The sequence below is a fragment of the Psychroserpens sp. BH13MA-6 genome, from assembly GCF_052983595.1.
This window is the reverse complement of the sequence record NZ_JBRJGE010000004.1, coordinates 355,241-381,723: the sequence shown is the minus strand read 5'-3', so window position 1 is coordinate 381,723 and position 26,483 is coordinate 355,241. Positions and strand designations below refer to the sequence as shown.

The following is a 26,483-nucleotide window of genomic DNA, read 5'->3' as shown; positions in this document are numbered from 1 at the left end:
TTTATTTCACAGTTGCTGGTGCATTGAGTTTCTTACTAATTTCCATAGAAATCGCAGAACGTTCAAATTTTATTTTTCCAGCGAGTGTTTCGATAACACAGCTATTGTCTTTATCATTTAGATCGACAATTTTTCCGTGCATACCGCTTTTAGTTACCACTTTGTCACCTCTTTTCAGTGCTGCAGCGAATGCTTTTTCCTGCTTAGCTCGCTTCATTTGCGGAGCAATCATGAAAAAATACACCACGGCAAACATGGCAACAATCGGTAAAATTCCTCCAAATGAATCCATAAATTACTTTCCTACAGGTTGAATTGAAGCTGAACCAGCTTTCTTAGCAGGTGCATTTGGATCTGGCTCAACAAATGCCTTGATCTTCACTTGCTCAGAACCTTTTTCTGTATTTGTAGTTAACGTAATTGTTTTCTGTACTTGGTTAGAACCTTTACCATTGAACTTTACTGTAAATTCAGCAGATTCACCTGGCGCTAAAGGATCTCTGTTCCAATCTGATGGCACAGTACATCCACAAGTACTTTTAATGTTACTCACTACTAAAGGCGTTTTACCTGTATTCGTGTATTTAAATTTTGTTTCAACAGGCGTTCCGTTTACAATCGTTCCAAAGTCATGCTCAGTCTCCTCAAAAGAGATGACTGGAAACTCAGAAGCATTTGCATCTCTTTCTGCTGCTGCCGCAACGTTATCCGAATTAATTTTGCTAGTTGCATCTTCTTTACAAGACGTAAAAGCTACTAAACATAATGCGCTAAACGCTAAAATTGCTTTTTTCATTGCTATGATTTTTAAATTGTTTTTGATTCGAGAACCCAAATGTACTAATAATTTCATCCAATCAAAATTTTTAGTGCATTTTCAAACAAAAGATTAACAGTCTAAACTTGATGATTCCTACAAGTTTACAACAATCCTCTTCCTATTTTATTGAGTTTGCCTTCCGCAGTATACTCCTTAATTATTTTGTCTAAAATACCATTGATGAAATTGCTACTTTTAGGTGTAGAATATTCCTTAGCGATTTCCAGATATTCATTGATGGTTACTTTTACAGGAATTGATGGAAATTTCTGAAATTCACAAATGGCCAATTCCATTAGGACCGTATCAATTTGGGTAATTCTATCGGCATCCCAATTTTTAGTTTTATTCGCAATTTCCTGCCTGAAAGCTGTCTGATTTAAGATCGTTTTTTTAAGTAAGTCTATGGCAAAATCCCTATCATCCATGTCCTTGAACAACTTTGGTGTAAAGTGTTTTCCTTCAGAAGAAGCCTTAGATTTCTTGAGCAATTTTAAAATGGCTGTATTTACCACTGGCAAATCGTCTAACCACGTGAGGCGCTTATCTTCAAAATAATCGTAGAGCTTATCATTGGGTGCTATGATTTCCGTAAAAATATCAATCACAAAGTTTTTGTCCTCTTTGAAGGTAGAGGTTTTAGTGGCCATATAGGTTTTGTAAATATCACTTTCGATAATAGATTTGAAAATAACATCTACATACTCGAAATCGAGATACCACAGATTCTCTTTCTGATCTTCAATGCGTGACTTTAAAGCTTCATTTGAACTCAATAAGACCAAAAGCTCATTATTGACAAACTTAGCATTCGGATTTTTCTCCTCTTTAGTTGCTAAAAGTTTTTGCTGATTTTTTTTCAATCGATCGTTTGCCTTTTGATGCACTGCAATAAGCAATGAACATTGCGCCAAAAACAAATCGTACATGCTGTCCAGACTCTTAAGAAGAAATGTCTCATTAGCTTTTAAGTCATCACTCTCACTGCCTTGAGAAGCGTAAAGAGTTTGCATAACTTTTATACGAATGTGTCGTCTGTTTAACATAGTTACAAAGAGCTAAAAATTAACAAAGCGAAAGATTATGTCCTTTCGCTCTGCAAAAATAATATTATTTTAAAAGAACCAAACTTTTTTAAGGTTTGTAATACAATTAATTATTGTTGTTCTCTTTTTCTTGTTTCAATACGTTCCTTAGCTAAACTCATAGCAGCAACATTAGTGGTCACGTTATTTGCTTTAGCACGATCGAAAATTTCTAAAGTGGTGTTATAAATGTTTTCTGTTTTACGCATAATCTCTTGTTTATCGTAATTTTCTAATTCAGCATAAACATTGATGATACCACCAGCATTGATCAAAAAGTCTGGGGCATATAAAATACCACGTTCTTGTAAAAGCCTGCCGTGTTTTACTTCATCTTCTAATTGATTATTAGCTGCTCCAGCAATGATATCTGCTTGTAATTTATGGATGGTTGCATCATTGATTGTAGCACCTAAGGCACAAGGTGCATAGATATCCATAGGCTCATTGAAAAGGTCTTGTCCACCATAAATAGTGACATCGTACTTAGCTCTAACCTCTTCCAATCGTTCTTGATTGATATCTGCAATAGTGACTTTTGCACCTTCATTCATCAAATGTTCCACAAGCGATTCTCCTACATGGCCTATACCTTGTACAAATACTGACTTATCTTCTAAAACATCACTCCCATATTTGAATTTGGCTGCAGCTTTCATCCCCATAAAAACACCATAAGCTGTAATTGGAGACGGATTTCCTGCACCACCTTTATTTTCTGAAATACCAGTAACATAGGGCGTCACTTCTCTAACAGTGTCCATATCTTCTGTGGTCATTCCTACATCTTCAGCAGTGATATACCTCCCACTCAAGGAATGAACAAACTCCCCAAACTTTTTCATTAATTCTGGGGTTTTCTGCGTTTTGGCATCACCAATAATGACCGCTTTTCCACCACCTAGATTAAGTCCAGTAATAGCTGATTTAAAGGTCATACCTCTTGAGAGTCTGAGTACATCATTGAGGGCTTCCCATTCATTATTATAGGCCCACATTCTGGTACCTCCTAAAGCCGGTCCCAAAACTGTGTTATGAATACCAATTATTGCTTTTAAACCAGTATCTTTGTCGTTGCAAAAAACGATTTGCTCGTGATTATCAAAAGATATTTGTCCGAAAACTGGGTCGATTTTTGAAAGTTCTTTTGAACTTATAACATCTAACGTCATTTGAAATTTAGATTAGCACCTATGTAATTATGCGCAAAATAGCGTGCAAAAATAACGCAATATTAGAGTATTAGCAAAAATTAGGACGTTAAATTATCAACCGTCTAAAATAAAGCCCGAAAAAGCTAGATGAAAGAATTAAGACATATTAATAAATATTTCTACCGTTATCGTTATAAGTTGTTGCTAGGCATATTAATAACCATTGGCGCCAAAATATTTGCCTTGTTTACACCAAGGTTTATAGGTAAATCGATCACCACGATTTCTAAAGCGATCGAAGGCAGTTTAGCTGGTGATGCATTTAGGCAGGAACTAGCAATGAATATCTTGTATCTTATTGGCGCTGCTGTCATCACTGGTATATTTACGTTTTTAATGAGACAAACTATTATCAATGTATCTCGATATATCGAGTATGATCTTAAAAATGAAGTCTACCAACAATACCAAAACTTATCCCTCAACTTTTATAAGTCAAACCGTACGGGAGATTTAATGAATCGAATAAGTGAAGACGTTGGCAAGGTTCGAATGTACGCTGGCCCAGCCATCATGTATACGATTAATACAGCCACTCTATTTATTGTCGCTCTTATATACATGTTGAGTATCAATCCGAAACTCACGTTATATACCATTTTACCATTACCTGTATTGTCTTTCATTATTTACAAATTAAGTAAGGTCATTAATAAGCGAAGTCGCATTGTTCAGGAATATTTATCACATCTATCTGCCTATACACAGGAATCATTTAGTGGCATCTCTGTGATTAAATCCTACGGTATAGAAACTGAAAATTATGAGGAATTCAACACATTATCAAACGATAGTAAACAAAAACAGATAGATCTCGCCAAAGTGCAGGCACTGTTTTTCCCTTCCATGATCCTATTGATTGGTATCAGTAATATTTTAGTGGCTTATATTGGTGGAATGCAATACATCAACGGAGAAATTCAAGAAATAGGGACGATCGCTGAATTCCTTATTTATGTCAATATGCTTACATGGCCTGTAGCGACTGTGGGCTGGGTCACTAATCTTGTGCAACAAGCAGAGGCTTCTCAAAAACGGATTAATGAGTTTTTAAAACAAGAACCGGAAATAAAAAACTTAAATCCGAAGCCTTCAGACATCAAAGGACACATTGAATTTAAGAACGTTACCTACATTTATCCAGATACCAATATCAAAGCGCTCGATCACATTAGTTTTACACTTGAACAGGGAGAAACGCTGGCTATTTTAGGTAAAACAGGTTCCGGGAAATCAACCATTCTAGACCTTATTGGCAGACTTTATGACGTGCAGGAAGGTACTATTAAAATTGATGGCAAAGCGATTGACCAACTCAATTTAAATAGTTTGAGAGAGCATATAGGTTATGTGCCGCAAGATGCCTTTTTGTTTTCAGACACCATTGAAAACAACATCAAATTTGGCAAGGAAGATGCCACGCACGACGATATTGTTGCAGCAGCGAAAAATGCCGATGTCCACAAAAATATTAAGACCTTTAAAAATGGTTACGACACCAAATTAGGGGAACGAGGTATTACATTATCGGGTGGACAAAAGCAACGTATTTCTATTGCAAGAGCCATCATTAAATCGCCAAACATCTTATTATTTGATGATTGTTTATCGGCAGTTGACACTGAAACGGAAGAGAAAATCCTGAAAAGTTTACGTAAAATATCAGAAGGAAAAACCACTATTATTGTGAGTCATCGCGTCTCTTCAGCAAAGGATGCTGACAAGATTATTGTCCTCGAAGATGGAAAAATTCTTCAAAGCGGAACTCATGATATGCTCGTAAGTACTGATGGTTACTACAAGGAACTTTACTTAAAACAGCTCAGCACAAAAGAATTATAGTTTTTGTTGTATACTATACTTTTTTTTTAGATTTTTGGTGCACATTCAAATTAAAATTAAAAAATAGCTATGAGCGATCACGGAATGATGGAGAAAGAAGAAATCTTCTCTAAAGTATTAAGAGCAGGAAGAAGAACTTACTTTTTTGATGTAAGAGCGACTAAAGCTGGAGATTACTACCTCACCATTACAGAGAGTAAAAAATTCACGAATGACGATGGATCATTTCATTACAAAAAGCATAAAATCTATTTATACAAAGAAGATTTTTCTGAGTTCAATGAAATTTTAAGAGAAATGACCGATTATATTATCGCTGAAAAAGGAGATGAAGTGATCAGCGAACGTCATCAAAAAGATTTCAAAAAAGACGATTATTCAGACAATGTTGATTTAGCTGAAGGTGGTGAATCCACAGCTAGCTCAGATTCCGCAGAAAAATTTACGGATATCAATTTTGAAGACATCTAAAACTAAGGACTTCTGTTAATTTATATGAAACCGCTACCTAAACCGTAGCGGTTTTTTTATTTTTATAAAAATTACCAACTTATGAGACTGACTATCTTTTTAGCTTTAATGTGTGTGTTTCAACTGCAAGCACAACAATCAACCGATGTAACCTACTACCTCCCACAAAACACGACCTATGACTCCTCCATCCCAACACCAGCATCTGTGATTGGCCATGAAGTGGGTGAATGGCATATCACTCATGATAAGCTGATAAATTATATGACAACTCTGGCAAAGGTCTCAGACAGAATCCAAATAGAAAATCGCGGTAGCACTTTTGAAGGCAGACCTCTATTATTACTAACAATTACCTCACCCGAAAATCACAGTCGCATTGAAACTATTCGAAATACACACATAGCAGCCACTGAAACCAACAACGCTAATTCTAATGACCGTCCTATCGTTGTGTACCAAGGATTTTCCATACACGGCAACGAACCTAGTGGTTCAAATGCGTCTATGCTCGCTGCGTATTATTTAGCCGCAGCGGAAAGCAGTGAGGTTCAAGAGTTATTGAAACATACAATCATTCTTTTTGATCCTGCCTTGAATCCAGACGGTCTACAACGTTTTGCCTATTGGGTTAATACGAATAAAAGTAAAAATTTGAATCCAGATCCGAATGATCGCGAGTACAGTGAAATTTGGCCAGGTGGACGCACCAATCATTATTGGTTCGATATGAATAGAGATTGGCTTCCTGTTCAGTTACCTGAATCTAGAGCTCGTATCGCTACCTTCCATAAATGGTTGCCAAATATTTTAACCGATCATCATGAAATGGGTACAAACTCAAGCTTCTTTTTTCAGCCAGGCATTCCTTCTCGAACGCATCCACTAACGCCAGCCATGAATCAAGAACTAACCAAACGTATCGGAGATTTTCATGCAAAAGCCCTAGATAAAATTGGGTCCTTTTACTATACTGAAGAAAGTTTCGATGATTTTTACTATGGAAAAGGCTCGACCTTTCCAGATATTAATGGTGGTATTGGTATTTTATTTGAACAAGCCAGTTCCCGTGGACATATTCAAGAAAGCGACAATGGCATCTTAACTTTTCCTTTCACTATTAGAAATCAGTTGACCGCTGCCCTATCCACCTTAGAAGCGGCTAATAGCATGCGAAAAGATATTTTACAATACCAACATGACTTTTATAAAAACGCCAGAGATGAAGCAAATAAAGAACAAAACAAGGCCATCATTTTTGGTGATGAAAAAGATGCTGCTAAGACCTTTCATCTCGCTGAAATATTAGAGCGTCACCAAATAGAATTTTTCAATCTTAAAAAAGATGTGAAACTCAACAATAAGCGCTACAAAAAAGGACACGCCTTTGTGGTTCCTAAAAACCAAAAAAATAGTCGCTTGCTCAATGCCATGTTTGAAACGCGCACAACCTTTAAAGACAGTCTATTCTACGATGTCTCTGCTTGGACGTTCCCTTTGGCTTTCGGGTTGGATTATGATTTAGAAGCCTCTACTGAATTAGCCGGAACTAAGGTAGACACATTGAAAATGCCTGAAGGTAAAGTGTCAGACATGAGCAACTATGCGTACCTCATGGAATGGCATGAATATTATGCTCCCAAAGCAATACATAAAATTCTGAACAAAGGGTTGCGAGCTAAAGTTGGCATGAAAAGATTTGAGATCAATGGAAAATCTTACGACTATGGCACAATTTTGATTCCGGTTCAAAATCAAAACCTTACGCAAAAGGAACTACATACATTTCTTGAGACTGTTGCCTCTGAAAGTCATGTCACGTTTGATGGCGTTACTACAGGATTAACAAACGGAATTGACCTTGGGAGTAATCAATTTCGAGCACTCAAGGCACCAAAAATAGGGCTAATTGTTGGTAGTGGCATTCGAAGTTATGATGCTGGTGAAATCTGGCATTTATTAGATCAACGCTACGATATGAGACTTACCAAACTAGATACCAAAGCATTAAATTGGACGTCTTTGGACCGCTACAATACAATTATTTTACCGAGTGGTTCGCTCGATGATAAAGTTTCAGAAAAACTTAAAAGATGGGTTCAAAATGGTGGAACGCTCATTGGCTATCGAAGTGCGTTAAATTGGTTAAAAAACAAGGAGTTTATAGCACTAGATTTTAAAAAAATGAATCAAACAGCTCAGGATATATCTTTTGAACAAAAAAGTGATTTCAGAGGTGCTCAAGTGATTGGAGGCGCAATTTTCGAAGCAGATATCGATCGCTCTCATCCCATTAATTTTGGCTATAAGAACGATAAAATTGCGCTTTTTAGAAATAATACGATGTTTTTAAAAGCTGACAAACAAAGTTATAATAACCCAATTCAATACACTAAAAATCCACTTTTGAGTGGTTACATCTCAAAACCGAACTTAGATAGTTTGGCTCAGACTGTTCCCTTTCAAGTAAAACGACTTGGTCGTGGAAACGTGGTCGTTTTTACAGACAATACCAATTTTAGAGCGTTCTGGTACGGGACCAACAAATTAATGATGAATGCTATATTTTTCAGAGAGGAATTATAGTTTTACAGAAAGTAAGGCTAAAAGCAGTACCATCGTACCATAAATCATGGCCAGCTGCCAATGACATAAAAATAATAGTATTCCCATTACTACAGCCATGAAAATGGGTACGAGGGTCAAGGCCACCGCAAAGCGAAAGGTAGCAATGAATTCCTCTTCCATAATTCTAGGTTTTATCATGATTTTCCAAAGCATGTAGGGTACAAATAAATTGATGATAAGTAAGATTTTGAACACATGCTTCAGGACACGCAGGCTACTATTTCTTGTTTGCTTCGGACACAATTGTAACTCGTTAGCTAAACATTTATTGACAGCCACAGGATTCGTGAAATCCACATCCAAGGCCTCTATTTTTTCTAAAATAGCATCGTAATCTTGAGTGTCTATATGAACGGTAAGCTTGCATAACTCATTAAAAACTTTAGTCTTCAAAGCTAATAGGTCATGATGTTTATTCCCGATATCTTTTCTTTCTACAAAGAATACTTGACCAAAATTTATGGACACACTATCGCCATAAGTTTTAGCATTTTGGTAATTCATGCCTACAGGAATCAAACCAATCTTAGTCTCAGGATACTGTTCTAAAGTTTCAAATATAATTCGAGTAAACCCTTTACTCAATGGTCTAACCGTACGTTTTAAATTATGGCTTCCTTCAGGAAAAATAGTGATAGCTTGTTGTGCTGCTAAAAGTTGAGAAGACTTACTGAATACCGAAGTATTCTTTGTTAAATTGCTCCAACCATCTCTTATTCTGAACACGGGTAACATCCTTAAACTTTTCAAAAAGCTACCCACAACTGGATTTTTAAAAACACTGGCTCGTGTTAAATAATAGGCAAATCGATTCCCTTTTGTAGCGATTAGTAAGGCATCCATAAGCGCATTTTGATGGTTAGCCAAATACATAATAGCTTGTTCTTTCGGAATTTGATGCGCATTGATCACTTTAATCTTTTTATAATAAAAGAATAGCCCTAAACGTATGTAAGCCCTAACGATATATAACCAAAGGATTTTCAAACCTTTACTATTTTAACGGGTTTATAACTCCAATAAAATGCGAGAATTAGCCCTGAAATAATATGCCAAATTCCCCAAAATGCCGCCATAATTGCCATGCCGCCTAGTCCGTTAAAAAAAGTAAAGATGAGCAGCAACCCCAATCCTGAATTTTGAATTCCCGTTTCTATAGCTAAGGTCTTCTGATTCTTAAATGATAATTTAAAGGCTCTTGCTGTAAGAAACCCGAGTAAAATCGCCAGAAAATTATGCGCTATCCCAATAATGAGCACATAATGTATATAGGTATTGAACACTGAAATGTTTTTAGAAAATGCGATCACAACAATGGCTACAAATACAACAATAGATATAGGCTTCAGGAGTTTTGAAAGCTTCATTGCTAAGGTGGTATTTTTGGATCTCAATACCATACCCAAGACTAGAGGTATTCCTAGTATGAGCACTACCAATTTAACCAATTCAAAAGGTTGCAATTCCACTTGCCGTAAAATCTCAGCTGTAGGCTGATAGAGGTTCCCGTACAATTGGAAATTCAATGGTGTAACGACTACGGCTAAAAGTGTTCCGAAAGCAGTTAAACTCACAGAAAGCGCGGTATTCCCGTGAGCGAGGTGAGTCATAAAATTAGAGATATTGCCTCCTGGACAGGCTGCGACCATCATCATTCCTAAAGCGATACTTGGCTGTGGCTGGATGATCCAAATCATTAAAAAGGTTAAAAAAGGTAAAAGTAGAAATTGCGCTACGAGTCCAACAATAACTGCTTTGGGCTGCTCGAGTAGCGCTTTAAAGTCGCTGCGCGAAATACCCAATGCTACACCAAACATGACGATAGACAAGGCGCCATTTAAAATCCAAAGGCCATTGCCATCAAAATTTATTCTAACATTATCAAGTTGCTCCATCTACTACGCGACTATAGCCCCATTTTTAACAGGGTTTTCTGGATTTAAAAGTATGACTTCGCTACCATTCACTGCGCCCAGAATCAGGCAATCACTCATAAATTTCGCTATTTGTTTTCTCGGAAAATTGACCACAGCAATAATCTGTCGGTTCATCAAATCGCCTTTTTTATATCGTGTGGTAATTTGTGCTGATGTTTTTTTAATTCCGAGGTGTCCAAAATCTATCAGAAGTTGATATGCTGGACGAATAGCTTCTGGAAAATCTGTCACTTCGATGATCGTTCCTATTCTTAAATCGACCTTTGCAAAGTCTTCAAAAGTTATTATATTATCATTTAAAATCATTAGCTAAATATAGAATAATTATGTCACTTACACCTTCAAATATGTTACCATTAGGAACCAAAGCGCCAGATTTCGAACTTGTGAACACCATAGATAATACGATGGTGTCCTTAGAAAGTGCTAAAGGCTCTAAAGGCACAATCATTATGTTTATCTGCAATCACTGTCCGTTTGTGAAACATGTCAATGCCGAAATATCACAGCTCGCAAAAGACTTCATTTCTAAGGGAATCAATTGTATCGCTATTTCAAGTAATGATATTGAGAATTATCCACAAGATGCGCCTCAATTTATGAAACAAAATGCCATTGATCAAGATTTTATATTTCCATATTTATACGATCAAACGCAGCGAGTGGCTAAAGCTTATGATGCCGCATGCACTCCAGATTTCTATGTTTTCGACAAGGACTTAAAATTAGTTTACAGAGGGCAATTAGATGATTCCAGACCTGGAAATGACGTGCCTGTTACAGGCAAAGACATTAGGGAGGTTGCTCAGCTATTAATTCAAGATCAACCTATTGATGTGCCTCAAAAACCGAGTATTGGGTGTAATATAAAATGGAAACAAGAGGCATCAACTACAAAATAAATGAGGAGTTTGACCGTTTCTAAATAAAACCATTCCATGCGATTAATTAATGGCTATTATAGTCTGATATTTCTTGGTATTGTATTACTTAGTTGTGAGTCAAAACCCGTAAAAAACAGTACCAATTTAGACATACATTTTGAGGATATCGATAACTTTTGGAAAGCGTATGATATCATAAAACCTATCACAGATCATTCGGTTCGTACGGCTGTCATTCAGGATGAATACATGAATAAAGGGAGTAAAGCGCTACAGTCTCTAATAAAAAAAGATAAGTTAACAGCCAGTGATTATGCGACCTACCTAAAGGATACCGTTTTTTTTAACTCAATTCGCGAAACGACATTCCAGATAAAAAATGACACAACTAAAATAAGACATCATTTACGCGCCTTCGAAAGCACGTATCCTTTAGCGACATTCAGTGATATATATTTTGTGATGGGCCAATTCAAAAGAGCTGGAACTGTTATCGATAGTTCGATGATCATTGAGCTAGAAAAAAATGCGCGTAGTCAACAAACAAGGTCCGCTTTTCTTTTTAATGACAAACAATTGAACAATTTGAACGACCAGAATTCCTTAATGTCATTGATTGTACACGAACAGGTCCATGTCAACCAAACAAATATTAACACTCGAAATTTATTGAGCAAAGCCATTTGCGAGGGTTCCGCAGACTTTTTAATGTATTTACATACTGGTGAGCACCCAGCGGCTACCCAACGCACCTATACCTATGGTGATGCCAACGAGACGACGCTTTGGGTAAAATTCAAAACAGACTTAGATATCAATTATAAATATATTAAGACCGATTGGTTTTATAATTACGATAGAGAGGATATTCCCCCAGATCTAGGGTATTATATGGGATTTAAGATTTGTGAAAAGTTCTACAATGAATCGGACGATAAGTTAGCAGCAATCGCATTCATGTTGGATGGTAATAATAGCAAAAAGGTTTTGGAACTAAGCGGCTACAATGGCGGCTTATAAGCTATCTAATAGGTTTAAAAAAGGGTTTTATCTTAATATATATAGATGAAGCATAGAATAGTGTGATACAATATTAAAAGCAGAAAAGATGACGTGTGGTATCCATTCTGCTTTTAGAAATAGTGCTTTAAGTGGTCACTCCTCTCTTAACACAAAGCTTATCGGTATACTATAAGGTACATCCACTGCTCTACCTCTTTGCTTACCTGGTATCATCTTAGGTAAAAGCCCAATGATTCTTGCAGCTTCTTCTTCCAATAATTTGTCTGGTCCTCTTGTTTTTATTTTGGAAGCTACGCCATTTTTATCGATGACAAAAAGTACAAATACTTTTCCTTGCATCCCGAGTTCCAAAGCAGTTTGAGGGTATTTAAAGTTCTTTCTTACATGCGTCATAATCGATTTTTCGAAGCAAGCTCTCTTCTCTGCTTTGGTGCCTTTTTCACATCCTGGAAAGACTGGAATATCTTCAATAACTGAAAAGGGAACTTCAATATCTTCTTCTACTTCTTCAACGACCACCTCTTCTACACTCACCACATCAGCTATGACATCGCTCTGACCAATTTCACTTGACTCAATGACCGTTTCTTGAACTTCAATCATATCTTCAACGATTTTTATATCCTCAGGAACTACTGCTGGAGCAGCTGGAGGTGGTGGTGGCGGTACATTTAGATTAATAATTTCAATATCCTCATCTGCAAAATCATCTACCTGAACAATCTCTGTCACTGAGGTATCAGAATCATAAAACTTATGTTCGAATAATAAGTATGTTGAGAACAACATCAAATTCAAACCTATGGCGAAATAAAGGCTGCTATTTCTGCCAACTTCTACGTTTGGGTTTTTTTTGGCTTTCATGACTACTTGTATTTATACTATGAAATTACAGCCTTATCATTTCAAATAAAATGATAAATATCATAGTGTTTCAAACGAAGTCATCGTAACTTATAAATTGTCTAATTGGTTATCACTACCATCTTCGCTGATGGTCCAAAAGAAGCCTATAAAGAAGAATTGATCTGCAGCAGGCTGCAACGCTCTTCGAGAAAACATGCCATTGGCATCGGGTGTATTAGCGTACTGATATCCATTGATGTTTTTAAAAGCCAACACATTATTTACAGAAGCATACAGTATTTTTTGTGGTGCTATGAGATAGGCCCAATTTAAACTGATGCTATTAAAACTTTTAGTCGTTTCTCCTAAAAATTCATTCGTGTTCGGATTGGTGTACGGTCTTCCTGAAGCATAGGTGTAACTAAAACCAATTTGACTTTTCCAATCGTCAATCCAATACTTAGCTACGGCCGAAAAGTTATGTGAATTTGCAAAATTAGGCTGTGCTTGTGTTGGATAATTTCGATAATCACGCTCTGTATCTAAATAAGAATAGCTCACCCAATAGTCCATGTTTTTGATACTCTGATTGTCTCTCCAAAAAATGTCGAGTCCTTGAGCATATCCTGAACCATTATTATTAAATTCTGAATTGAAACTCTCAAATGCCGTATCAAATTTTACGAGGTCATGATATGTTTTTCTATATACTTCTGCTCTAAAAATTCTATTATTAGCCACATATTGGTAATTCATTATATAATGTTTGGCTTGCTGCACATCCACAAAAGGATGGAACTTCATAACTTCTGAATTGGCATTTTGATAAAAATCCCCATAGGCTAATGACAACTGTCCGTTTGCTGAAGTTTTGTAAGCGATAGAAGCTCTTGGCGCTAATGTAAACTGATTGGAAAGCTTATAATTATCGGCTCGAATTCCTATTTTAACCGCAAAGGCTTTACTAAACACGATATCAGTTTCTGCAAAGGCTGCTGAATTATTATTGTTAAATCCATAAGACGCATTTATAGTCTCATCGAAAAACGTTTCATCGTAATCGGTTATAAATTGCTCGATTCCAAAATGGAATTTCAACCTACTATTAAATCGTTTTTTAAACTTTAACTTCGCATGCGCTGATTGCTCCTGATTCTTTATATCGCTCTCCATCACCTGAATTTTATTATGGGCTGCAGTATAACTCAAACCGGTATGTATAGCCCAACCATTGCCAAAAACCCCTTGATAGGAAGTGTTTCCATAAAAATTGTTATTATTCAACTTAAACCGCAATCCATCGGCAAGGTTGATATCTTCTTGAGTCAATTCAAAATTCGACGTGTCAAAAGCAGCATAAAACTTCAATAATCCTGACTGGAATTTTCTTCTAAAAACAGCCTCACCTTGAGCACTTTCATAAGGAGATTCCCAATCATTTCTATCCTGAAACAGCGCTATATATGGTGACAAATTAATATAGGAAGCGTTCACACTCAATGAGCTACGCTTCCATTTTTCTGTACGTCCTAATGTAGCACCCACACTCATTAAACCAATCTCTGTCTTCTCTTGATCTGGCTCATCTATGGTATTTAGTGACAAAACACTTGAAAGCGCATTTCCATATTCTGCGGAATAGCCACCCGTAGAAAAAGTAATACCATCAAATAAAAACGGCGAGTATCTCCCTCTGGTTGGCGTATTGTTAGCCGTTGGTGTGTAAGGCGTAAAAACCCGAATGCCGTCTATAAAGATTTGAGTTTCATTAGCGTCACCGCCTCTCACAAATAACCGTCCGTCCTCAGCGACTGTTGAGGTGCCTGGTAAGGTCTGTAAGGCACCAACAAAATCTCCCAAAGCACTTGCTGTTGTAACAACATCTAATGGTTTTAAAACTGAGACTTTACTATTGTCATTGGCTTCAAACGTTCCGGCAGATATTACTACCGCATCTAGAGTTTCCATATCATCCCGTAATATGATTTCCAAATTATGGAACGTCCTAATATCTCCCACTATGCGCTTGGTCTCATAAGATAAAAATGAAATAATAAGAGTTTGTGAACCTACCGTTTGTGTTGAAAAGCTAAAGGATCCATCTTCTGTAACAGTGCCACCATCATAAGTACCTTCTAGGTAGACATTGGCTCCAAATAAAGGTTGGCTTTTTGAGTCTATAACTTTACCACTTATGGTGGTTTGTGCAGCTGCTGATAAGCTTAGAAGCATTGATAAGGTGACGACTAGAATTTTCATGATTGATGATTTTAACTGATTGTTTTTTGATTGATAGTTCAAAAGTGCTCATTAGGTTTTAGTATCTAAATTCTATATGACCGAATTGTCAATTATTCCTACTGAAATGTTACTTTTGATAAAATCATCGTTTTATGCTCACAAGAATTGAAAAGCAATTCTGTATTATTTTTGCGATTGTGGTGTCTGCAGATTTAGTCATGTCCCACGTGGAAGGTCTAGAACCATATCGCAGTATATCAAAACCTGCGATAGTCGCGCTGTTAATCATTTTCTTTTACAACCGAGGCAAGCATTTGACGTTTCCAATAAGGTTGACTACTTTATTGGCTTTACTATTTTCGTTATTAGGTGACATCTTACTTTTGTATGAAGCGCATCAGTCTAATTTTTTCATGTTTGGATTGGTCGCATTTTTAATAGCGCATGTCATGTATATCATTGTATTTCTCAAAGATCGAAACAGCGCTATTAAACCCTTTGGCTTTATCGGTTTATTGTTGGTTTACGCCATCGGACTTTGCTATCTTTTAATGGATCACTTGGGAGACCTCTTCATGCCTGTCATAATTTATATGGTCATAATTTTGACCATGGCGACCAGTGCGTATCTAAGAAAAAACAAGGTGCCTAGAATCAGTTTTGTGCTGGTTTTTGTAGGCGCGCTCTTGTTTATGGTATCGGATAGTATTTTGGCTTTAAACAAATTTTATCAAGCCATTCCATTTAGTAGTATCTATATTATGGGTACCTATGCGCTCGCCCAACTTTGTCTTGTTTTAGGCATTTTAAGATCAGCTCCAAAGTCGCGTTAAGGATGGGAACGGCATCCTTTTGTGTACAAAAGATATAGTGGACAGCCTGACCTGCAGTGAAACGAAAGGGAACGCCCGAATTAATTATTTTTTAAACGGTCTGATAATAAGTCGGGCAGCCTTATCAAAATTGATATAATTATAGGTCCAATTAAAAAAGACGATGACGCGATTTCTAAATCCTACTAAGGACATGAGATGTATAAACATCCAAATAAACCAGGCGAAAAACCCACCGAATTTAAAATGTTTTAAATCCACTACCGCTTTGTTTCTTCCAATGGTGGCCATAGAGCCCTTATCTTTATAAACAAAAGGATGCATGGGTTTCTTCTTTATTAGTCTCAGTAAATTCTTGCCTAACAACCGTCCCTGTTGAATCGCAGGTTGTGCTACTTGCGGATGACCCTTAGGATAGGCTTCTGTAGACATCAAAGCGATATCACCAACCGCAAAAACATCTTGATAGCCTTCAATTTGATTAAAGTGATTTACTCGGTATCGATTGGCTTTATCGACAAGGACCTCAGCATTTAATCCCTTTACAGGTGCTCCAGTAACACCAGCTGCCCAAATGAGTGTCGCTGTCTCCATAACCAAATCTGAATTTGTAGTTACTGTTTGACCATCATAATCTTTCACAAAAGTATCTTTATGAATTTGCACTCCTAAACTTTTAAGAAAGTGCTCAGCTTTTTCAGACGCGTGTTCACTCATAGGTGGTAATAGTCGATCGGCACCTTCCAGCAAGTGAATATGCATATCTTCACTGTTCAGGTCGTGATAGTCTTTGGGTAGAATATGGTTTTTTAATTCGGCGATAGCTCCTGCCAATTCAACACCTGTCGGACCACCTCCAACGATAACAAAATTCAAATAGGCTTGTCGTTCTTCTTTAGAATGACTGATTGCCGCCTTTTCAAAATTTTGCAAGATCAAGCTTCGAATATTAAGTGCCTGCGGTACACTCTTCATTGGCATACTGTTTTTTTGAATCGCCTCATTGCCAAAAAAGTTGGTTTTAGTACCCGTAGCGATGACTAAATAATCGTAGTTGAGCGTTCCAATATCTGTCTCAATCTGTTTACTTTGAGCATTGATTTGTTTGACTTGGGCTAAACGAAAAAAAGAATGACGGTGCTTTTTTATGACCTTCCTTAATGGATACGCAATCGAATCGGGTTCAAGTCCTGAACTGGACACTTGATATAAGAGCGGTTGAAATGTATGGTAATTATGTTTATCTAATAAAACAACTTGTACGGCTTTATTTGCTAAAACTTTTACAAGGTTGACACCTGCAAATCCTCCTCCAATAATGACGATTCTTGGAAACTCTGATTTGGGTATATTCATGAATTCCTGCTTAAAAATGACTCCTACAAAGATAAGGTTTATGTCTCGGAAACCTTAATTTTTGAATAATGTTTATTAAGTTGTAACATTTTCTATAATTAGACTACTTATAAGTCACTAACTAATGAAAAGGATTGAATAAAGAACTCGAACATAGTTTTGTGGAATTGCTTGAGAAGCATCAGAACATTGTACACAAGGTTTGCAGATTGTATACCAACAATCAGGATGCTCACAATGATTTGTTTCAAGAAATCACCATTCAATTATGGAAGGCTTACCCCAAATTTAGAGGGGACTCAAAATTTAGTACTTGGATGTATCGGGTTGGTTTAAATACTGCGATTACGTTGTATAGAAAATCGAAACGAAGTATCAAAACGCAAGAATTTGAAAACGTTGCTTTTAAGATAAAATCGGAAGCTTATGATGATACAGAAGAGCAACAATTGAAATTACTGTACAAAGCGGTACATCAATTAAATGATATTGAAAAAGCCTTAGTGTTTTTGTATTTGGAGGATAAAAATTACAGTGAGATTAGTGAAACCCTTGGTATTACTGAAGTAAATGCGAGAGTGAAAATGAATAGGGTAAAGAAAAAATTAAGAACCATTTTAAATCCGTAATATTATGGATGAATTAGAATTATTAAAAAAGGATTGGCAATCCAAAGGCGAAAGCGAAGACGCGCAATTTTCGAGTAAAGATATTTATCCGATGCTCTTAAAAAAATCTTCCTCTATAGTTAAAACCCTGTTTTACATCAGTATTGCAGAACTTATATTTTGGATTTTAGTAAATAGTATTCCCTATTTTTCCTCGGAAGAATATCGTGCCGAATTAGCAGATATGTATGGTAATGGTGCTATTTTAATTAGCATCAACGTCATCAGTTTTGGCATCATTTTCCTGTTTGTCTATTTACTGTATAAATCCTATAAATCTATTTCAGTTACTGATAATGCTAAGCGCTTGATGGAAAGCATTTTGAAAACCCGAAAAGTGATTAAGTATTACGTGATTTACAATTTAATTGTAGCGTTCCTTTCCATGGTATTTGGTCTTTACTATACTGTTTATGAAAATCCAGAGTTCTCTGAAAAATTTGCGCAATTCTCTGATAAGCAGATGTTCTCTGCCTTATTGTTTATGATATTAGCGGTCGCTATTTTTGTGTCCCTTATTTGGGTGTTCTACCGCATTATTTATGGCATTTTATTACGTCGATTGAATAAGAATTACAGGGAACTAAAAAAATTAGAAATTTAGATATGGCAACCGTTCATTTTCATATTGATCAACAAACAGTTACTTGCAGCGTCAACTGGTTAGGCTTTGTGACCATTAGGGTTAATGGCGAAACCAAATCTAAGAAATTGTCGTTTCCCTGGAGCAAGCATACTTTTGATTTGTTGATAGATGGACAATCGCAGCCATTTCAGATAACGTCAACCTTCAATTTCTCTGGAAGTCAATTAACAATCAAACTTTATCATCATGGTGTTTGCATGGATTCAAAAACAGTCGATACCCTTGTTGAACACTGCGATATACCTAAAGAAAAAGAGACTAATATGTCACTTGCGATTGGGATACTTTTTATCGTATTAACCTTATGCTTTGATTGGTCGCGGTTTTTTCTGTTTTTTGGCTTATATTTTTTATTTCAGGCGTTCCATAAGCCAAAAACCTCATCCAGCGACTGCAAGTCTGCAGACATAAAGCAACTGAATGAGTAACATTACCAGTCTCGTAGTTTATTGAGACGTTCACGTTCTTCAAGTTCCTCTTGTGGAATCACCTTTAAAAAAGATGGATGTTGCTCAATAGCATATTCTATTTTTTCTACAATCTCTGCAATAGACTCATTCTCATAGTCAATATCAAGTGGTTCTTTTACTTCGAAACTTTGGTAGACATTTTTCTTTTTTACGCGCAAGCCTTTTTTATCAAAAGAGCGACGAAAACCATCAATTACAATAGGCACCACAATCGGTTTATATTGTTTAATAATATGAGCCGTTCCTTTCCGAATCGGTTTAAAAGGCGTTGTAGTTCCTTGCGGGAAGGTCACCACCCAACCATCATCTAAAGCCTTCTTGATACTTGTAATATCACTCATTTTAACCTGTCGATTCACATCCTGACCTTTAGAACGCCAAGTACGTTCAATACTAATCGATCCTGTATAGGCAAATATTTTTGGAATCAACCCAGATTTCATGGTTTCCTTAGCTGCTACATAATACATGTTAAGCTTCGGATTCCAGAGATAACCTACGTTCTTAATGTTATCTAAACGCCCACTTAAGCTGGCGTTAAACACATGGAACATGGCAATCACGTCTGCAAAATACGTTTGGTGATTCGAAATAAATAGGACGTTTGTTTCCGGTAGATTTTTAATAATTTCAGAACCTTCAATTTGAAGCTCATTGAATCCTCTAAATCTTCTGTGAGTCATTAGACCAAGGATTCTGATCAGCCATTTTTTTACAAAAAGTATATGCCCAAAAGGGTTTTTCTTAAATAATCCCATTAAAAGTTAGTTATTAAGCGGAATTACAAACTTACAAAAAACAGACCCTTATAAGGTCATTTTTAACAAGTCTTTTAATTCACTAAGCATCATCGCCGTTGCTCCCCAAACCACGTGGCCGTTCAAATGAAACGCAGGAACTTCCAATTCTAAATTATAGGAGGTCATCACTTTTACTTCTGAAGTATTGGCATCATCAATAAAATCTGTAAGCTTTACCTCTATTAAATCTTCAACTTCGGCTTCTTGTTTTATGAATTTAGGTGTTTGCTGTGTGATGCCCAAAAAAGGAGCCACAGTAAAATTACTTGGAGGAATGTATAAGGGTGTCAAAGGTTTTAAGACTTCAATGGTTTCCATAGGCACACCCACTTCTTCATGTGTTTCTCTCAGCGCTGTATATTTTAAATCGGGATCGGTGTCTTCAAATTTCCCTCCAGGAAAACCGACTTGAGCCGAATGAACCCCTTTATACGTTTTTCTTAAAATCAATATAAGGTGAGTTTCAGTGTTTGCATTTGGATAAAAAAGCGCCATGACACCCGCTTTTTTAGCATCTTTCATCTTCTCACGATTCTCCGCGACCAAGGCCTTACGAAATGGTGGTGACATTTTAAACTGGGAGTCTTCGCCTGGAAGATGTAGATTTTTTATTTTTGATACTGATTTTATAAACGTTTCAAAATTCATTATCCATGAGATTATTAATGCTCACTTTATGTTGCTTGCTATTTTTCAATTGTGAAGATAAACAATCTCGAAAGAAATCAACTTCTAAATCGGTAGATTCTACAGCTGTTAAAACAGCTACTAAAAAAGACACTATAGAACAGGCAACCGAAGACAAGGACACTTTGTTTTTATTAAATGACAAAAATGCCATGGAGTTCTTCCTTCAGTATGAAAAGGAAAACAAAGAAAATAAAGTCCGAATTGTCACAGATTTCGGCAATATCGACATCCTATTGTTTGATGAAACCAAGTTCCATCGGGCTAATTTTATCTACCTCACCAAAAAAGGCTATTTCGACAATACGCAATTCTATCGTGTCATCGAAAATTACATCATCCAAGGTGGCAGTACCGACGACCGAGAGGTTATGAAAAAACGACGATTTATTGGTCGCTACTTATTACCAACTGATACCGAACGCGGTTTCCATCATGATAGAGGAATGATTTCCATGCCGAGTAGTGACATTGACAATCCTTACAAATTAGCGTCTCCATATGAATTCTTTATTACGTTGAGGGAAGTTCGTGAATTGGATGGCGATTATACCATCTTCGGAAGGGTGATTGATGGCTTAGATGTGGCCGATAAAATTGCGAATGTTGACACAGATGATGCCGATTGGCCTCTAAAGAACGTGTACATCCGACGTGTTGAAATCTTAGATTAAGTCACGGTAAAAAAAGTGAAAACAGCCTATTAAGGTTCGTCTCGGTACAAACTAGGCAAACTAATTTTTAATCGAACCGCTAACAATCGGACCACAATGACTATCAATCCTGCGATCACGAATATAAAATTGGTATCGGCTACAAACTCGCGCAATAAAAAATAGGTCAGACCTCCCAAAATACAGGCCGTTGCATAAATCTCTTTTCGGAAAATTACTGGAATCTCATTGCACAAGATATCTCTAATAACACCACCAAAACAAGCGGTCATCGTACCAAGGGCGATACAGATTAACGGATGTAATCCTGCTACAATTCCGGTTTCTATCCCTACAACCGTGTATAATCCAATGCCGATGGTATCAAATAAAAACAGGGACCGACGTAGGTAATTGATTTTATTTCGGAGTAAAACGGCAAAAATAGCTGAAGCAATTATGACATACACATAAGTCATATTTCGCATCCAAGACACAGGCTCAACTCCAATCATGACATCTCTTAATGTGCCGCCTCCTACAGACGTCACAAATGCAATGATGAGAACACCAAAAGCATCCATGCGTTTTTCTAAAGCCACCAACACACCTGAAATGGCAAAAGCAATGGTTCCCAAAATATCTACAACTTCAAAAAACATAGGTATCGATAAAAGATTTTGTACAAAGGTACCTTTGTAAATGGATTTATCAGAATTAAGAGGGCGAATTCTAATTCCGATTCAGAAATTCTAAAGCATTGAGGCAACCCTTTACATGCCTTGCGTATAGTAATTATAATCTTTGAGGATGGTATCTATGAACTCAATGTCACTATCATTAAAATCCTTAATTTCTGCCACCTCAATGATTTTGCGTCGTAATTTTGATAAGGTCTGGTAGTCTCTCGAAGCTTTGGCTCGCACATAAGTTTCTTTAATAATACGTGCATCATTATCGGATAACTTAATGACACTTGGGTACGTTGGTTGGTAACTGTCTTCGAGTTCCTCTAAAATCGTATGGCTAATATTGACATTATTTTTTAAGGTAATCACTGAAGTCCCAGCCGTCATATCCCCTAATCGCTGACTCTTTTTACTACTTACAATGGCAATTAAACCAATAATTCCAGAGGCCATATTAATGTCTACAATTCTAAAAAACCATCGTACCAAATAATCAGCCAACGATGCCTGATAGCCATCAATTTTCACGACTTGGATTTTCATGATACGCTTCCCAATTGTTTGTCCGTCTAAAACCGTTTCAAAGATCAAGGAATAAAAAACAACAGGTAAATAAAAAGAGACAATGATGGCCATTTGAGACCAGTCGTCCATCCCATCTAACCAGTTATTAATGTTAAATACGTTAAACATAATTTGATAGGTTACAATCACATAGGCGATTTTAATTAACAAATCAATTATGTAAGCTAAAATGCGCTCTCCAACACTTGCTGCGATGAAATTTATATTAACGTTTTGTGTCGTATTTATTTGTAACTCTACCATTAATTGCTTTAATTTGAAAGCTTATGAGAGAAGTGGCATTTATTAAACAAAATAAAGAAAAATGGCTGAATTTTGAAAAGGCTATTTTTGGAAAGACCCTTAAAAATCCCGATGAATTAGCATCGCTTTATATTCAGTTAGTAAATGATCTATCGTATGCACAAACTTACTATCCCAAAAGTAAAACAATTCTTTATTTAAACAACTTGGCGGCCAAAGCTTTTCAAAAAATTTACAAAACGAAACGTGAAGACACCAATCGATTCGTCCATTTCTGGAAAATTGAAGTACCCATGATCGTCTTTGAATACCGACGTTACGTGTATTATGCCTTTGCCATCTTTCTGAGTTTTGTAGCCATAGGCGCACTGTCTGCTCATTATGATGATGCCTTTGTAAGACTCATTTTGGGTGATAACTATGTCAACCAAACTTTGGAAAATATAGAAGCTGGAGATCCCGTAGCGGTTTATAAAAGTGGGAGTAATTGGGGAAGCTTTATCGGAATAACACTCAACAATTTATATGTGGGAATCTGCTCCTTTGTTTTTGGCGTCTTTGGAGGCTTGGGTACCGCGTATTATATGTTACAAAATGGAATTATGTTAGGTGCCTTTCAGTATTTCTTCCAAAAGGAAGGTGTTCTGTGGGAAAGTGTTAGAGGTATATGGATACATGGTGCGATGGAAATATTCGCCATCATAATCGAAGGTGCTGCAGGTTTAATTTTAGGTGCTAGCATCTTATTCCCAAAAACCTATTCCAGACTTATTTCTTTTAAAATGGGTGTCAAGAACGGTGTAAAGATTTTAATCAGCACGTTTCCTTTTACCATTGCTGCTGGTTTTTTAGAAGGTTATGTCACACGATTCTCGAATACTATGCCCAATTGGCTATCTGTGGGTATCATTCTTTTCACATTAAGCCTTATTTCATATTACTATTTAGTTTACCCATATATCCTTAACAAAAAAATAAAAAAAACCTATGCAGCTATATAAACCACGAGGTTTTGGTGAGTTTTTCCAAGACACTTTTGCTTTTCTAAAGCAAAACGGAAAACACTTTTTTAAACATTTCTTTATTGTAAATGGTCTTTTCATTCTCATCTTAATGGTGTTGGGTTATTTCTTTAGTAAATTCTATCGAGAGGTTTTTTTCGGAGGCATCGTCTATGGAAATCCAGACGCGATGGATGCCTACATCAATGACAATATCGGACTTTTCATTCTCTTCGTTGTGGTTTTTGTTGTCGTCGGATTGACGGCTAGTGTCATTTCATATGCATTCGTACCAATATATCTTAATTTATACGCAAAACATGACGGCACAAATTTTACGGCAACAGATCTGATTCAATCTTATAAAAAGCATATTGGAAACATTTTCATTTTTCTTATCTGTGGAATTCTTGTTGCAATTCCTCTCATGATTTTTGTAGGTCTACTGGCGTTTATACTCACGATAACAATTGTTGGTATTTTAGCCTTGCCTCTCATTGTTGGCGGTGTAAGCCTTTACTATCAAGGCACTCTTATGGAGTATCTCGAGCGAAAAAAAAGTATATGGGAAAGTTTTGGCTATTCTTGGAAACTCATGAGTACAAAGTTCTGGGCTGCTATATTGTGTGTTGGCCTCTTCTTTCTAATGGCTTATATTATGCAATATATTGTGGCTATTATTCCCTATATTCTAGGTATGGTGGAACTGTTCACCAATATCGATCCTAGCGGGAATCTAAATCCAGAAGATGTCGGCAACACCGTTAGTATCATGATGTTAGTGATTTTCGCGATTTCATTCTTGGTCAGTTCAATGCTGAGTCTTATTGTGCAACTCAATATTGGTATCGTTTTTTATAGTCTTAAGGAAGAAAATGAAAATATCAATACGAAAAGTGATATTGATTTAATTGGTTCTGGTGAGTAAAATCAGATGCTTACATATCGTATTCTTAATCTTCGGAATGACTGGCTACGCTGGCACGCTTGATGTGATGTATCAGGATTCACAAGACTCGGTATTAACCGACACAGCACCTATTGAAAAACGAAGTTTTGAGGACTTAAAAGACAAATATGATGGTGATGAGTTTATCTATGAGCGAACTACTGAAAATTCAGGATGGTGGACACGTTTCAAACAATGGCTCTCTGATTTTTTTAGGGATTTATTTGATATTAATTCGGATGCTCGAGCGTCAGAAGTGACCGATATTATTCTGAAAGTCTTTGCCGCCATTCTATTCATACTAGTGCTCTTTTTTATAGTGAAAGCGATTATGAACAAAGAAGGTAGTTGGGTTTTCGGCAAGTCATCTGATAAAAATATTATTCCTGTTACAGATATTGAAAACAATATTTTTGAGACCGACTTCAAGACCTTGATCCAAAATGCTGAAGACCATCATAATTACCGATTAGCCATACGATACTACTATTTATGGCTGCTTAAGAAACTTGCGAAAGCAGAGTATATTGAGTATGATGTTGAGAAAACCAATAGTGATTACTACCTCGAACTTTCCGAGGCATCCATAAAAAAAGACTTCGCTTACACGTCATATCTTTATAATTATATCTGGTACGGAGAATTCGATATCGATCAAGCACAGTACGAAAAGGCCAAAGAGGCTTTTGCTCAATTTTTAAACGCTATTAAAGTATGAGCAAAACCTTAAAAATATATCTCGGACTTTTGATTTTCCTTTTGATAGGTATTATCATCATTGAGTATTCGACACCTGTTCCGGTGAATTGGCAAAAAACCTATAATGAGACGCATAAAAGACCTTATGGCACTTATGTGTTTTATGAAGAATTGGGAAACTTATTTCCTGAAAGTAAAGTACAGGATATCAATGTTACTCCTTATGAGTATTTTGATGATTATTACAACTGGGAGGATAATTCGTATCTAACTTCTGGCACCTATATGGTCATAGATGATTATCCCGAGATTGATAATACTTCTGCTCAAGAATTGTTAGATTTTGCGTCTCATGGTAATGACATTTTTATATCTAGTAATTATTTCCCTGAACGTCTCATGGATTCTTTGGGCTTTAAAACGAAAAACGATTATAACTTTAAAGGTAAAGCGGAGTTTTATTTAACGAATCCTGTTTTTACTGAAGATTCTATAACCGTTGAAAAAGGGTTGAGCAATATTTATTTCTCTGAAATAGATACTTTAAATACGACGGTTTTAGGTCATCAAAAATTCTCTGATTCCTTGTATACCAATTTTATCAAACGGTCTTGGGGTGACGGACAAATATTTATTCATTTACAACCTGTGGCATTCACCAATTATCACTTATTGAAAAAATCCAATAAGAATTACGCTGCTGGTGTGATGTCTTATCTCAGCGATGACACCATATACTTTGACTCCAGAAATAAACAACGGCAAGCTATGAGCAATTCGCCACTTCGTTTTGTTTTAAGTCAACCACCTTTGAAGTGGGCTTGGTTTTTAGCATTATTAACTACGGCCCTATTTATAGTGTTCAATGCGAAAAGACGCCAGCGAATTGTTGAAGTATTGAGTCCATTAAAAAACACAACTGTAGAATTCACTAAGACTATTGGTAATTTGTATTATGAAACAAAAGACCATGACAATCTGATCGATAAGAAAATCACTTATTTCTTAGAATACTTGCGTCGAGTCTATTATTTAGACACCCAATTATTAGATGACAAGTTTGCCAAAAACCTGGCTTTAAAGTCAGGTAAAGATGAAGATAACGTAAAACAATTAATAAACCATATTGTATATTTAAGAGCGAAAACAGGCTGTAATGAGACGGATTTGTTACGATTAAATACTGCTATAGAAGATTTTTATACCACATAAA

The 26,483-nt window shown here is 36.4% G+C and carries 28 protein-coding genes; 14 read left to right on the top strand and 14 right to left on the bottom strand.

Annotated elements, in window-relative coordinates; translation table 11 throughout:
- Position 1 precedes the first annotated feature (1 nt).
- The 4 genes from yajC to ACU8DI_RS10780 form a co-directional block, all read right to left on the bottom strand.
- Complete coding sequence (gene yajC / locus ACU8DI_RS10795) at positions 2–292, bottom strand: preprotein translocase subunit YajC (RefSeq protein ID WP_447112786.1); 291 nt, start codon at positions 290–292, stop codon at positions 2–4.
- Positions 293–295: 3 nt separating this feature from the next.
- Positions 296–796: a DUF1573 domain-containing protein gene (locus tag ACU8DI_RS10790; protein ID WP_447112785.1), complete on the bottom strand. Its 501-nt coding sequence runs from the start codon at positions 794–796 to the stop codon at positions 296–298.
- 125 nt (positions 797–921) lie between these two features.
- The gene (gene nusB, locus ACU8DI_RS10785) at positions 922–1,833 is read right to left on the bottom strand and encodes a transcription antitermination factor NusB (protein ID WP_447112784.1); all 912 of its coding nucleotides are present in this window, start codon (positions 1,831–1,833) and stop codon (positions 922–924) included.
- Positions 1,834–1,976: 143 nt separating this feature from the next.
- Entirely contained in the window at positions 1,977–3,077 is a 1,101-nt protein-coding gene (locus ACU8DI_RS10780; RefSeq protein WP_447112783.1) for a Glu/Leu/Phe/Val family dehydrogenase, read from the bottom strand.
- A 129-nt stretch (positions 3,078–3,206) separates the two neighbouring features.
- Between ACU8DI_RS10780 and ACU8DI_RS10775 the strand changes: the two genes are divergently transcribed.
- The 3 genes from ACU8DI_RS10775 to ACU8DI_RS10765 all read left to right on the top strand — a co-directional run bounded on the left by ACU8DI_RS10775 (position 3,207) and on the right by ACU8DI_RS10765 (position 8,018).
- Positions 3,207–4,961, top strand: coding sequence for an ABC transporter ATP-binding protein (locus ACU8DI_RS10775; protein WP_447112782.1), 1,755 nt, complete (start codon positions 3,207–3,209; stop codon positions 4,959–4,961).
- Between the two features lie 69 nt (positions 4,962–5,030).
- Positions 5,031–5,432: a PUR family DNA/RNA-binding protein gene (locus tag ACU8DI_RS10770; RefSeq protein WP_447112781.1), complete on the top strand. Its 402-nt coding sequence runs from the start codon at positions 5,031–5,033 to the stop codon at positions 5,430–5,432.
- Between the two features lie 81 nt (positions 5,433–5,513).
- Positions 5,514–8,018 carry a M14 family metallopeptidase gene (locus ACU8DI_RS10765; protein ID WP_447112780.1) on the top strand — a complete coding sequence of 835 codons (2,505 nt, stop codon included), beginning with the start codon at positions 5,514–5,516 and terminating at the stop codon, positions 8,016–8,018.
- On the opposite strand, the gene ACU8DI_RS10760 is transcribed toward ACU8DI_RS10765, so the two are convergent.
- Genes ACU8DI_RS10760 through ACU8DI_RS10750 form a run of 3 tightly spaced genes read right to left on the bottom strand, consistent with a single transcriptional unit; the run spans position 8,013 to position 10,303 of the window.
- Positions 8,013–9,047 (bottom strand): 1-acyl-sn-glycerol-3-phosphate acyltransferase, encoded by a 1,035-nt coding sequence (locus ACU8DI_RS10760; protein WP_447112779.1) that lies wholly within the window; start codon positions 9,045–9,047, stop codon positions 8,013–8,015. The two genes, ACU8DI_RS10765 and ACU8DI_RS10760, sit on opposite strands and share 6 nt — an antisense overlap.
- On the bottom strand, positions 9,044–9,955 hold the full coding sequence (locus ACU8DI_RS10755; RefSeq protein ID WP_447112778.1) for a bile acid:sodium symporter family protein: 912 nt from the start codon (positions 9,953–9,955) through the stop codon (positions 9,044–9,046). Before ACU8DI_RS10755 ends, ACU8DI_RS10760 begins: the two co-directional genes overlap by 4 nt.
- Before the next feature lie 3 nt (positions 9,956–9,958).
- Positions 9,959–10,303 carry a tRNA-binding protein gene (locus ACU8DI_RS10750; protein ID WP_447112777.1) on the bottom strand — a complete coding sequence of 115 codons (345 nt, stop codon included), beginning with the start codon at positions 10,301–10,303 and terminating at the stop codon, positions 9,959–9,961.
- A 20-nt stretch (positions 10,304–10,323) separates the two neighbouring features.
- Between ACU8DI_RS10750 and ACU8DI_RS10745 the strand changes: the two genes are divergently transcribed.
- The gene (locus ACU8DI_RS10745) at positions 10,324–10,899 is read left to right on the top strand and encodes a thioredoxin family protein (RefSeq protein ID WP_447112776.1); all 576 of its coding nucleotides are present in this window, start codon (positions 10,324–10,326) and stop codon (positions 10,897–10,899) included.
- A gap of 36 nt (positions 10,900–10,935) precedes the next feature.
- Complete coding sequence (locus ACU8DI_RS10740) at positions 10,936–11,901, top strand: gliding motility protein GldB-related protein (RefSeq protein WP_447112775.1); 966 nt, start codon at positions 10,936–10,938, stop codon at positions 11,899–11,901.
- 135 nt (positions 11,902–12,036) lie between these two features.
- Here the strand turns inward: ACU8DI_RS10740 and ACU8DI_RS10735 are convergent, their stop codons facing one another.
- Both ACU8DI_RS10735 and ACU8DI_RS10730 read right to left on the bottom strand, forming a co-directional pair.
- Positions 12,037–12,768 carry an energy transducer TonB gene (locus ACU8DI_RS10735; RefSeq protein ID WP_447112774.1) on the bottom strand — a complete coding sequence of 244 codons (732 nt, stop codon included), beginning with the start codon at positions 12,766–12,768 and terminating at the stop codon, positions 12,037–12,039.
- Between the two features lie 90 nt (positions 12,769–12,858).
- Positions 12,859–15,009 carry a TonB-dependent receptor gene (locus ACU8DI_RS10730; RefSeq protein WP_447112773.1) on the bottom strand — a complete coding sequence of 717 codons (2,151 nt, stop codon included), beginning with the start codon at positions 15,007–15,009 and terminating at the stop codon, positions 12,859–12,861.
- Between the two features lie 134 nt (positions 15,010–15,143).
- Here ACU8DI_RS10730 and ACU8DI_RS10725 point away from each other — a divergent pair, with 134 nt between their 5' ends.
- Entirely contained in the window at positions 15,144–15,824 is a 681-nt protein-coding gene (locus ACU8DI_RS10725) for a lysoplasmalogenase (RefSeq protein WP_447112772.1), read from the top strand.
- 84 nt (positions 15,825–15,908) lie between these two features.
- Here the strand turns inward: ACU8DI_RS10725 and ACU8DI_RS10720 are convergent, their stop codons facing one another.
- On the bottom strand, positions 15,909–17,180 hold the full coding sequence (locus tag ACU8DI_RS10720) for an NAD(P)/FAD-dependent oxidoreductase (protein ID WP_447112771.1): 1,272 nt from the start codon (positions 17,178–17,180) through the stop codon (positions 15,909–15,911).
- A gap of 134 nt (positions 17,181–17,314) precedes the next feature.
- On the opposite strand from ACU8DI_RS10720, the gene ACU8DI_RS10715 reads away from it, so the two are divergent.
- Genes ACU8DI_RS10715 through ACU8DI_RS10705 form a run of 3 tightly spaced genes read left to right on the top strand, consistent with a single transcriptional unit; the run spans position 17,315 to position 18,922 of the window.
- Positions 17,315–17,809, top strand: coding sequence for an RNA polymerase sigma factor (locus ACU8DI_RS10715; RefSeq protein WP_447112770.1), 495 nt, complete (start codon positions 17,315–17,317; stop codon positions 17,807–17,809).
- A gap of 4 nt (positions 17,810–17,813) precedes the next feature.
- Positions 17,814–18,452, top strand: a complete 639-nt coding sequence (locus ACU8DI_RS10710) for a hypothetical protein (protein WP_447112769.1) — start codon at positions 17,814–17,816, stop codon at positions 18,450–18,452.
- A 2-nt stretch (positions 18,453–18,454) separates the two neighbouring features.
- Positions 18,455–18,922 (top strand): hypothetical protein, encoded by a 468-nt coding sequence (locus ACU8DI_RS10705; RefSeq protein ID WP_447112768.1) that lies wholly within the window; start codon positions 18,455–18,457, stop codon positions 18,920–18,922.
- A 2-nt stretch (positions 18,923–18,924) separates the two neighbouring features.
- Here ACU8DI_RS10705 and ACU8DI_RS10700 read toward each other — a convergent pair whose 3' ends face one another.
- Entirely contained in the window at positions 18,925–19,722 is a 798-nt protein-coding gene (locus ACU8DI_RS10700; protein ID WP_447112767.1) for a lysophospholipid acyltransferase family protein, read from the bottom strand.
- 48 nt (positions 19,723–19,770) lie between these two features.
- Positions 19,771–20,412 carry an NUDIX hydrolase gene (locus ACU8DI_RS10695; protein WP_447112766.1) on the bottom strand — a complete coding sequence of 214 codons (642 nt, stop codon included), beginning with the start codon at positions 20,410–20,412 and terminating at the stop codon, positions 19,771–19,773.
- Between the two features lie 5 nt (positions 20,413–20,417).
- On the opposite strand from ACU8DI_RS10695, the gene ACU8DI_RS10690 reads away from it, so the two are divergent.
- A complete protein-coding gene (locus ACU8DI_RS10690; RefSeq protein WP_447112765.1) occupies positions 20,418–21,125 on the top strand; it encodes a peptidylprolyl isomerase in 708 nt (235 codons plus the stop codon).
- Positions 21,126–21,154: 29 nt separating this feature from the next.
- On the opposite strand, the gene ACU8DI_RS10685 is transcribed toward ACU8DI_RS10690, so the two are convergent.
- Positions 21,155–21,766 (bottom strand): trimeric intracellular cation channel family protein, encoded by a 612-nt coding sequence (locus tag ACU8DI_RS10685; protein ID WP_447112764.1) that lies wholly within the window; start codon positions 21,764–21,766, stop codon positions 21,155–21,157.
- Between the two features lie 111 nt (positions 21,767–21,877).
- A complete protein-coding gene (locus ACU8DI_RS10680; protein ID WP_447112763.1) occupies positions 21,878–22,621 on the bottom strand; it encodes an RDD family protein in 744 nt (247 codons plus the stop codon).
- A 23-nt stretch (positions 22,622–22,644) separates the two neighbouring features.
- On the opposite strand from ACU8DI_RS10680, the gene ACU8DI_RS10675 reads away from it, so the two are divergent.
- From ACU8DI_RS10675 to ACU8DI_RS10660, 4 genes are read left to right on the top strand one after another with little or no spacing between them, the layout of a single operon-like run.
- Positions 22,645–23,622: a stage II sporulation protein M gene (locus ACU8DI_RS10675; protein ID WP_447112762.1), complete on the top strand. Its 978-nt coding sequence runs from the start codon at positions 22,645–22,647 to the stop codon at positions 23,620–23,622.
- Positions 23,609–24,550: a hypothetical protein gene (locus ACU8DI_RS10670; RefSeq protein WP_447112761.1), complete on the top strand. Its 942-nt coding sequence runs from the start codon at positions 23,609–23,611 to the stop codon at positions 24,548–24,550. Before ACU8DI_RS10675 ends, ACU8DI_RS10670 begins: the two co-directional genes overlap by 14 nt.
- Positions 24,543–25,289: a DUF4129 domain-containing protein gene (locus ACU8DI_RS10665; protein WP_447112760.1), complete on the top strand. Its 747-nt coding sequence runs from the start codon at positions 24,543–24,545 to the stop codon at positions 25,287–25,289. The genes ACU8DI_RS10670 and ACU8DI_RS10665 overlap by 8 nt, the downstream gene beginning before the upstream one ends.
- Positions 25,286–26,482, top strand: a complete 1,197-nt coding sequence (locus ACU8DI_RS10660) for a DUF4350 domain-containing protein (protein WP_447112759.1) — start codon at positions 25,286–25,288, stop codon at positions 26,480–26,482. Before ACU8DI_RS10665 ends, ACU8DI_RS10660 begins: the two co-directional genes overlap by 4 nt.
- Position 26,483: the final 1 nt, after the last annotated feature.

Coding starts and splice junctions, on each gene's coding strand:
- yajC (WP_447112786.1), bottom strand. CDS start 292: ATGGATTCATTTGGAGGAATTTTACCGATTGTTGCCATGTTTGCCGTG.
- ACU8DI_RS10790 (WP_447112785.1), bottom strand. CDS start 796: ATGAAAAAAGCAATTTTAGCGTTTAGCGCATTATGTTTAGTAGCTTTT.
- nusB (WP_447112784.1), bottom strand. CDS start 1,833: ATGCAAACTCTTTACGCTTCTCAAGGCAGTGAGAGTGATGACTTAAAA.
- ACU8DI_RS10780 (WP_447112783.1), bottom strand. CDS start 3,077: ATGACGTTAGATGTTATAAGTTCAAAAGAACTTTCAAAAATCGACCCA.
- ACU8DI_RS10775 (WP_447112782.1), top strand. CDS start 3,207: ATGAAAGAATTAAGACATATTAATAAATATTTCTACCGTTATCGTTAT.
- ACU8DI_RS10770 (WP_447112781.1), top strand. CDS start 5,031: ATGAGCGATCACGGAATGATGGAGAAAGAAGAAATCTTCTCTAAAGTA.
- ACU8DI_RS10765 (WP_447112780.1), top strand. CDS start 5,514: ATGAGACTGACTATCTTTTTAGCTTTAATGTGTGTGTTTCAACTGCAA.
- ACU8DI_RS10755 (WP_447112778.1), bottom strand. CDS start 9,955: ATGGAGCAACTTGATAATGTTAGAATAAATTTTGATGGCAATGGCCTT.
- ACU8DI_RS10750 (WP_447112777.1), bottom strand. CDS start 10,303: ATGATTTTAAATGATAATATAATAACTTTTGAAGACTTTGCAAAGGTC.
- ACU8DI_RS10745 (WP_447112776.1), top strand. CDS start 10,324: ATGTCACTTACACCTTCAAATATGTTACCATTAGGAACCAAAGCGCCA.
- ACU8DI_RS10740 (WP_447112775.1), top strand. CDS start 10,936: ATGCGATTAATTAATGGCTATTATAGTCTGATATTTCTTGGTATTGTA.
- ACU8DI_RS10735 (WP_447112774.1), bottom strand. CDS start 12,768: ATGAAAGCCAAAAAAAACCCAAACGTAGAAGTTGGCAGAAATAGCAGC.
- ACU8DI_RS10730 (WP_447112773.1), bottom strand. CDS start 15,009: ATGAAAATTCTAGTCGTCACCTTATCAATGCTTCTAAGCTTATCAGCA.
- ACU8DI_RS10725 (WP_447112772.1), top strand. CDS start 15,144: ATGCTCACAAGAATTGAAAAGCAATTCTGTATTATTTTTGCGATTGTG.
- ACU8DI_RS10720 (WP_447112771.1), bottom strand. CDS start 17,180: ATGAATATACCCAAATCAGAGTTTCCAAGAATCGTCATTATTGGAGGA.
- ACU8DI_RS10710 (WP_447112769.1), top strand. CDS start 17,814: ATGGATGAATTAGAATTATTAAAAAAGGATTGGCAATCCAAAGGCGAA.
- ACU8DI_RS10705 (WP_447112768.1), top strand. CDS start 18,455: ATGGCAACCGTTCATTTTCATATTGATCAACAAACAGTTACTTGCAGC.
- ACU8DI_RS10700 (WP_447112767.1), bottom strand. CDS start 19,722: ATGGGATTATTTAAGAAAAACCCTTTTGGGCATATACTTTTTGTAAAA.
- ACU8DI_RS10695 (WP_447112766.1), bottom strand. CDS start 20,412: ATGAATTTTGAAACGTTTATAAAATCAGTATCAAAAATAAAAAATCTA.
- ACU8DI_RS10690 (WP_447112765.1), top strand. CDS start 20,418: ATGAGATTATTAATGCTCACTTTATGTTGCTTGCTATTTTTCAATTGT.
- ACU8DI_RS10685 (WP_447112764.1), bottom strand. CDS start 21,766: ATGTTTTTTGAAGTTGTAGATATTTTGGGAACCATTGCTTTTGCCATT.
- ACU8DI_RS10680 (WP_447112763.1), bottom strand. CDS start 22,621: ATGGTAGAGTTACAAATAAATACGACACAAAACGTTAATATAAATTTC.
- ACU8DI_RS10675 (WP_447112762.1), top strand. CDS start 22,645: ATGAGAGAAGTGGCATTTATTAAACAAAATAAAGAAAAATGGCTGAAT.
- ACU8DI_RS10670 (WP_447112761.1), top strand. CDS start 23,609: ATGCAGCTATATAAACCACGAGGTTTTGGTGAGTTTTTCCAAGACACT.
- ACU8DI_RS10660 (WP_447112759.1), top strand. CDS start 25,286: ATGAGCAAAACCTTAAAAATATATCTCGGACTTTTGATTTTCCTTTTG.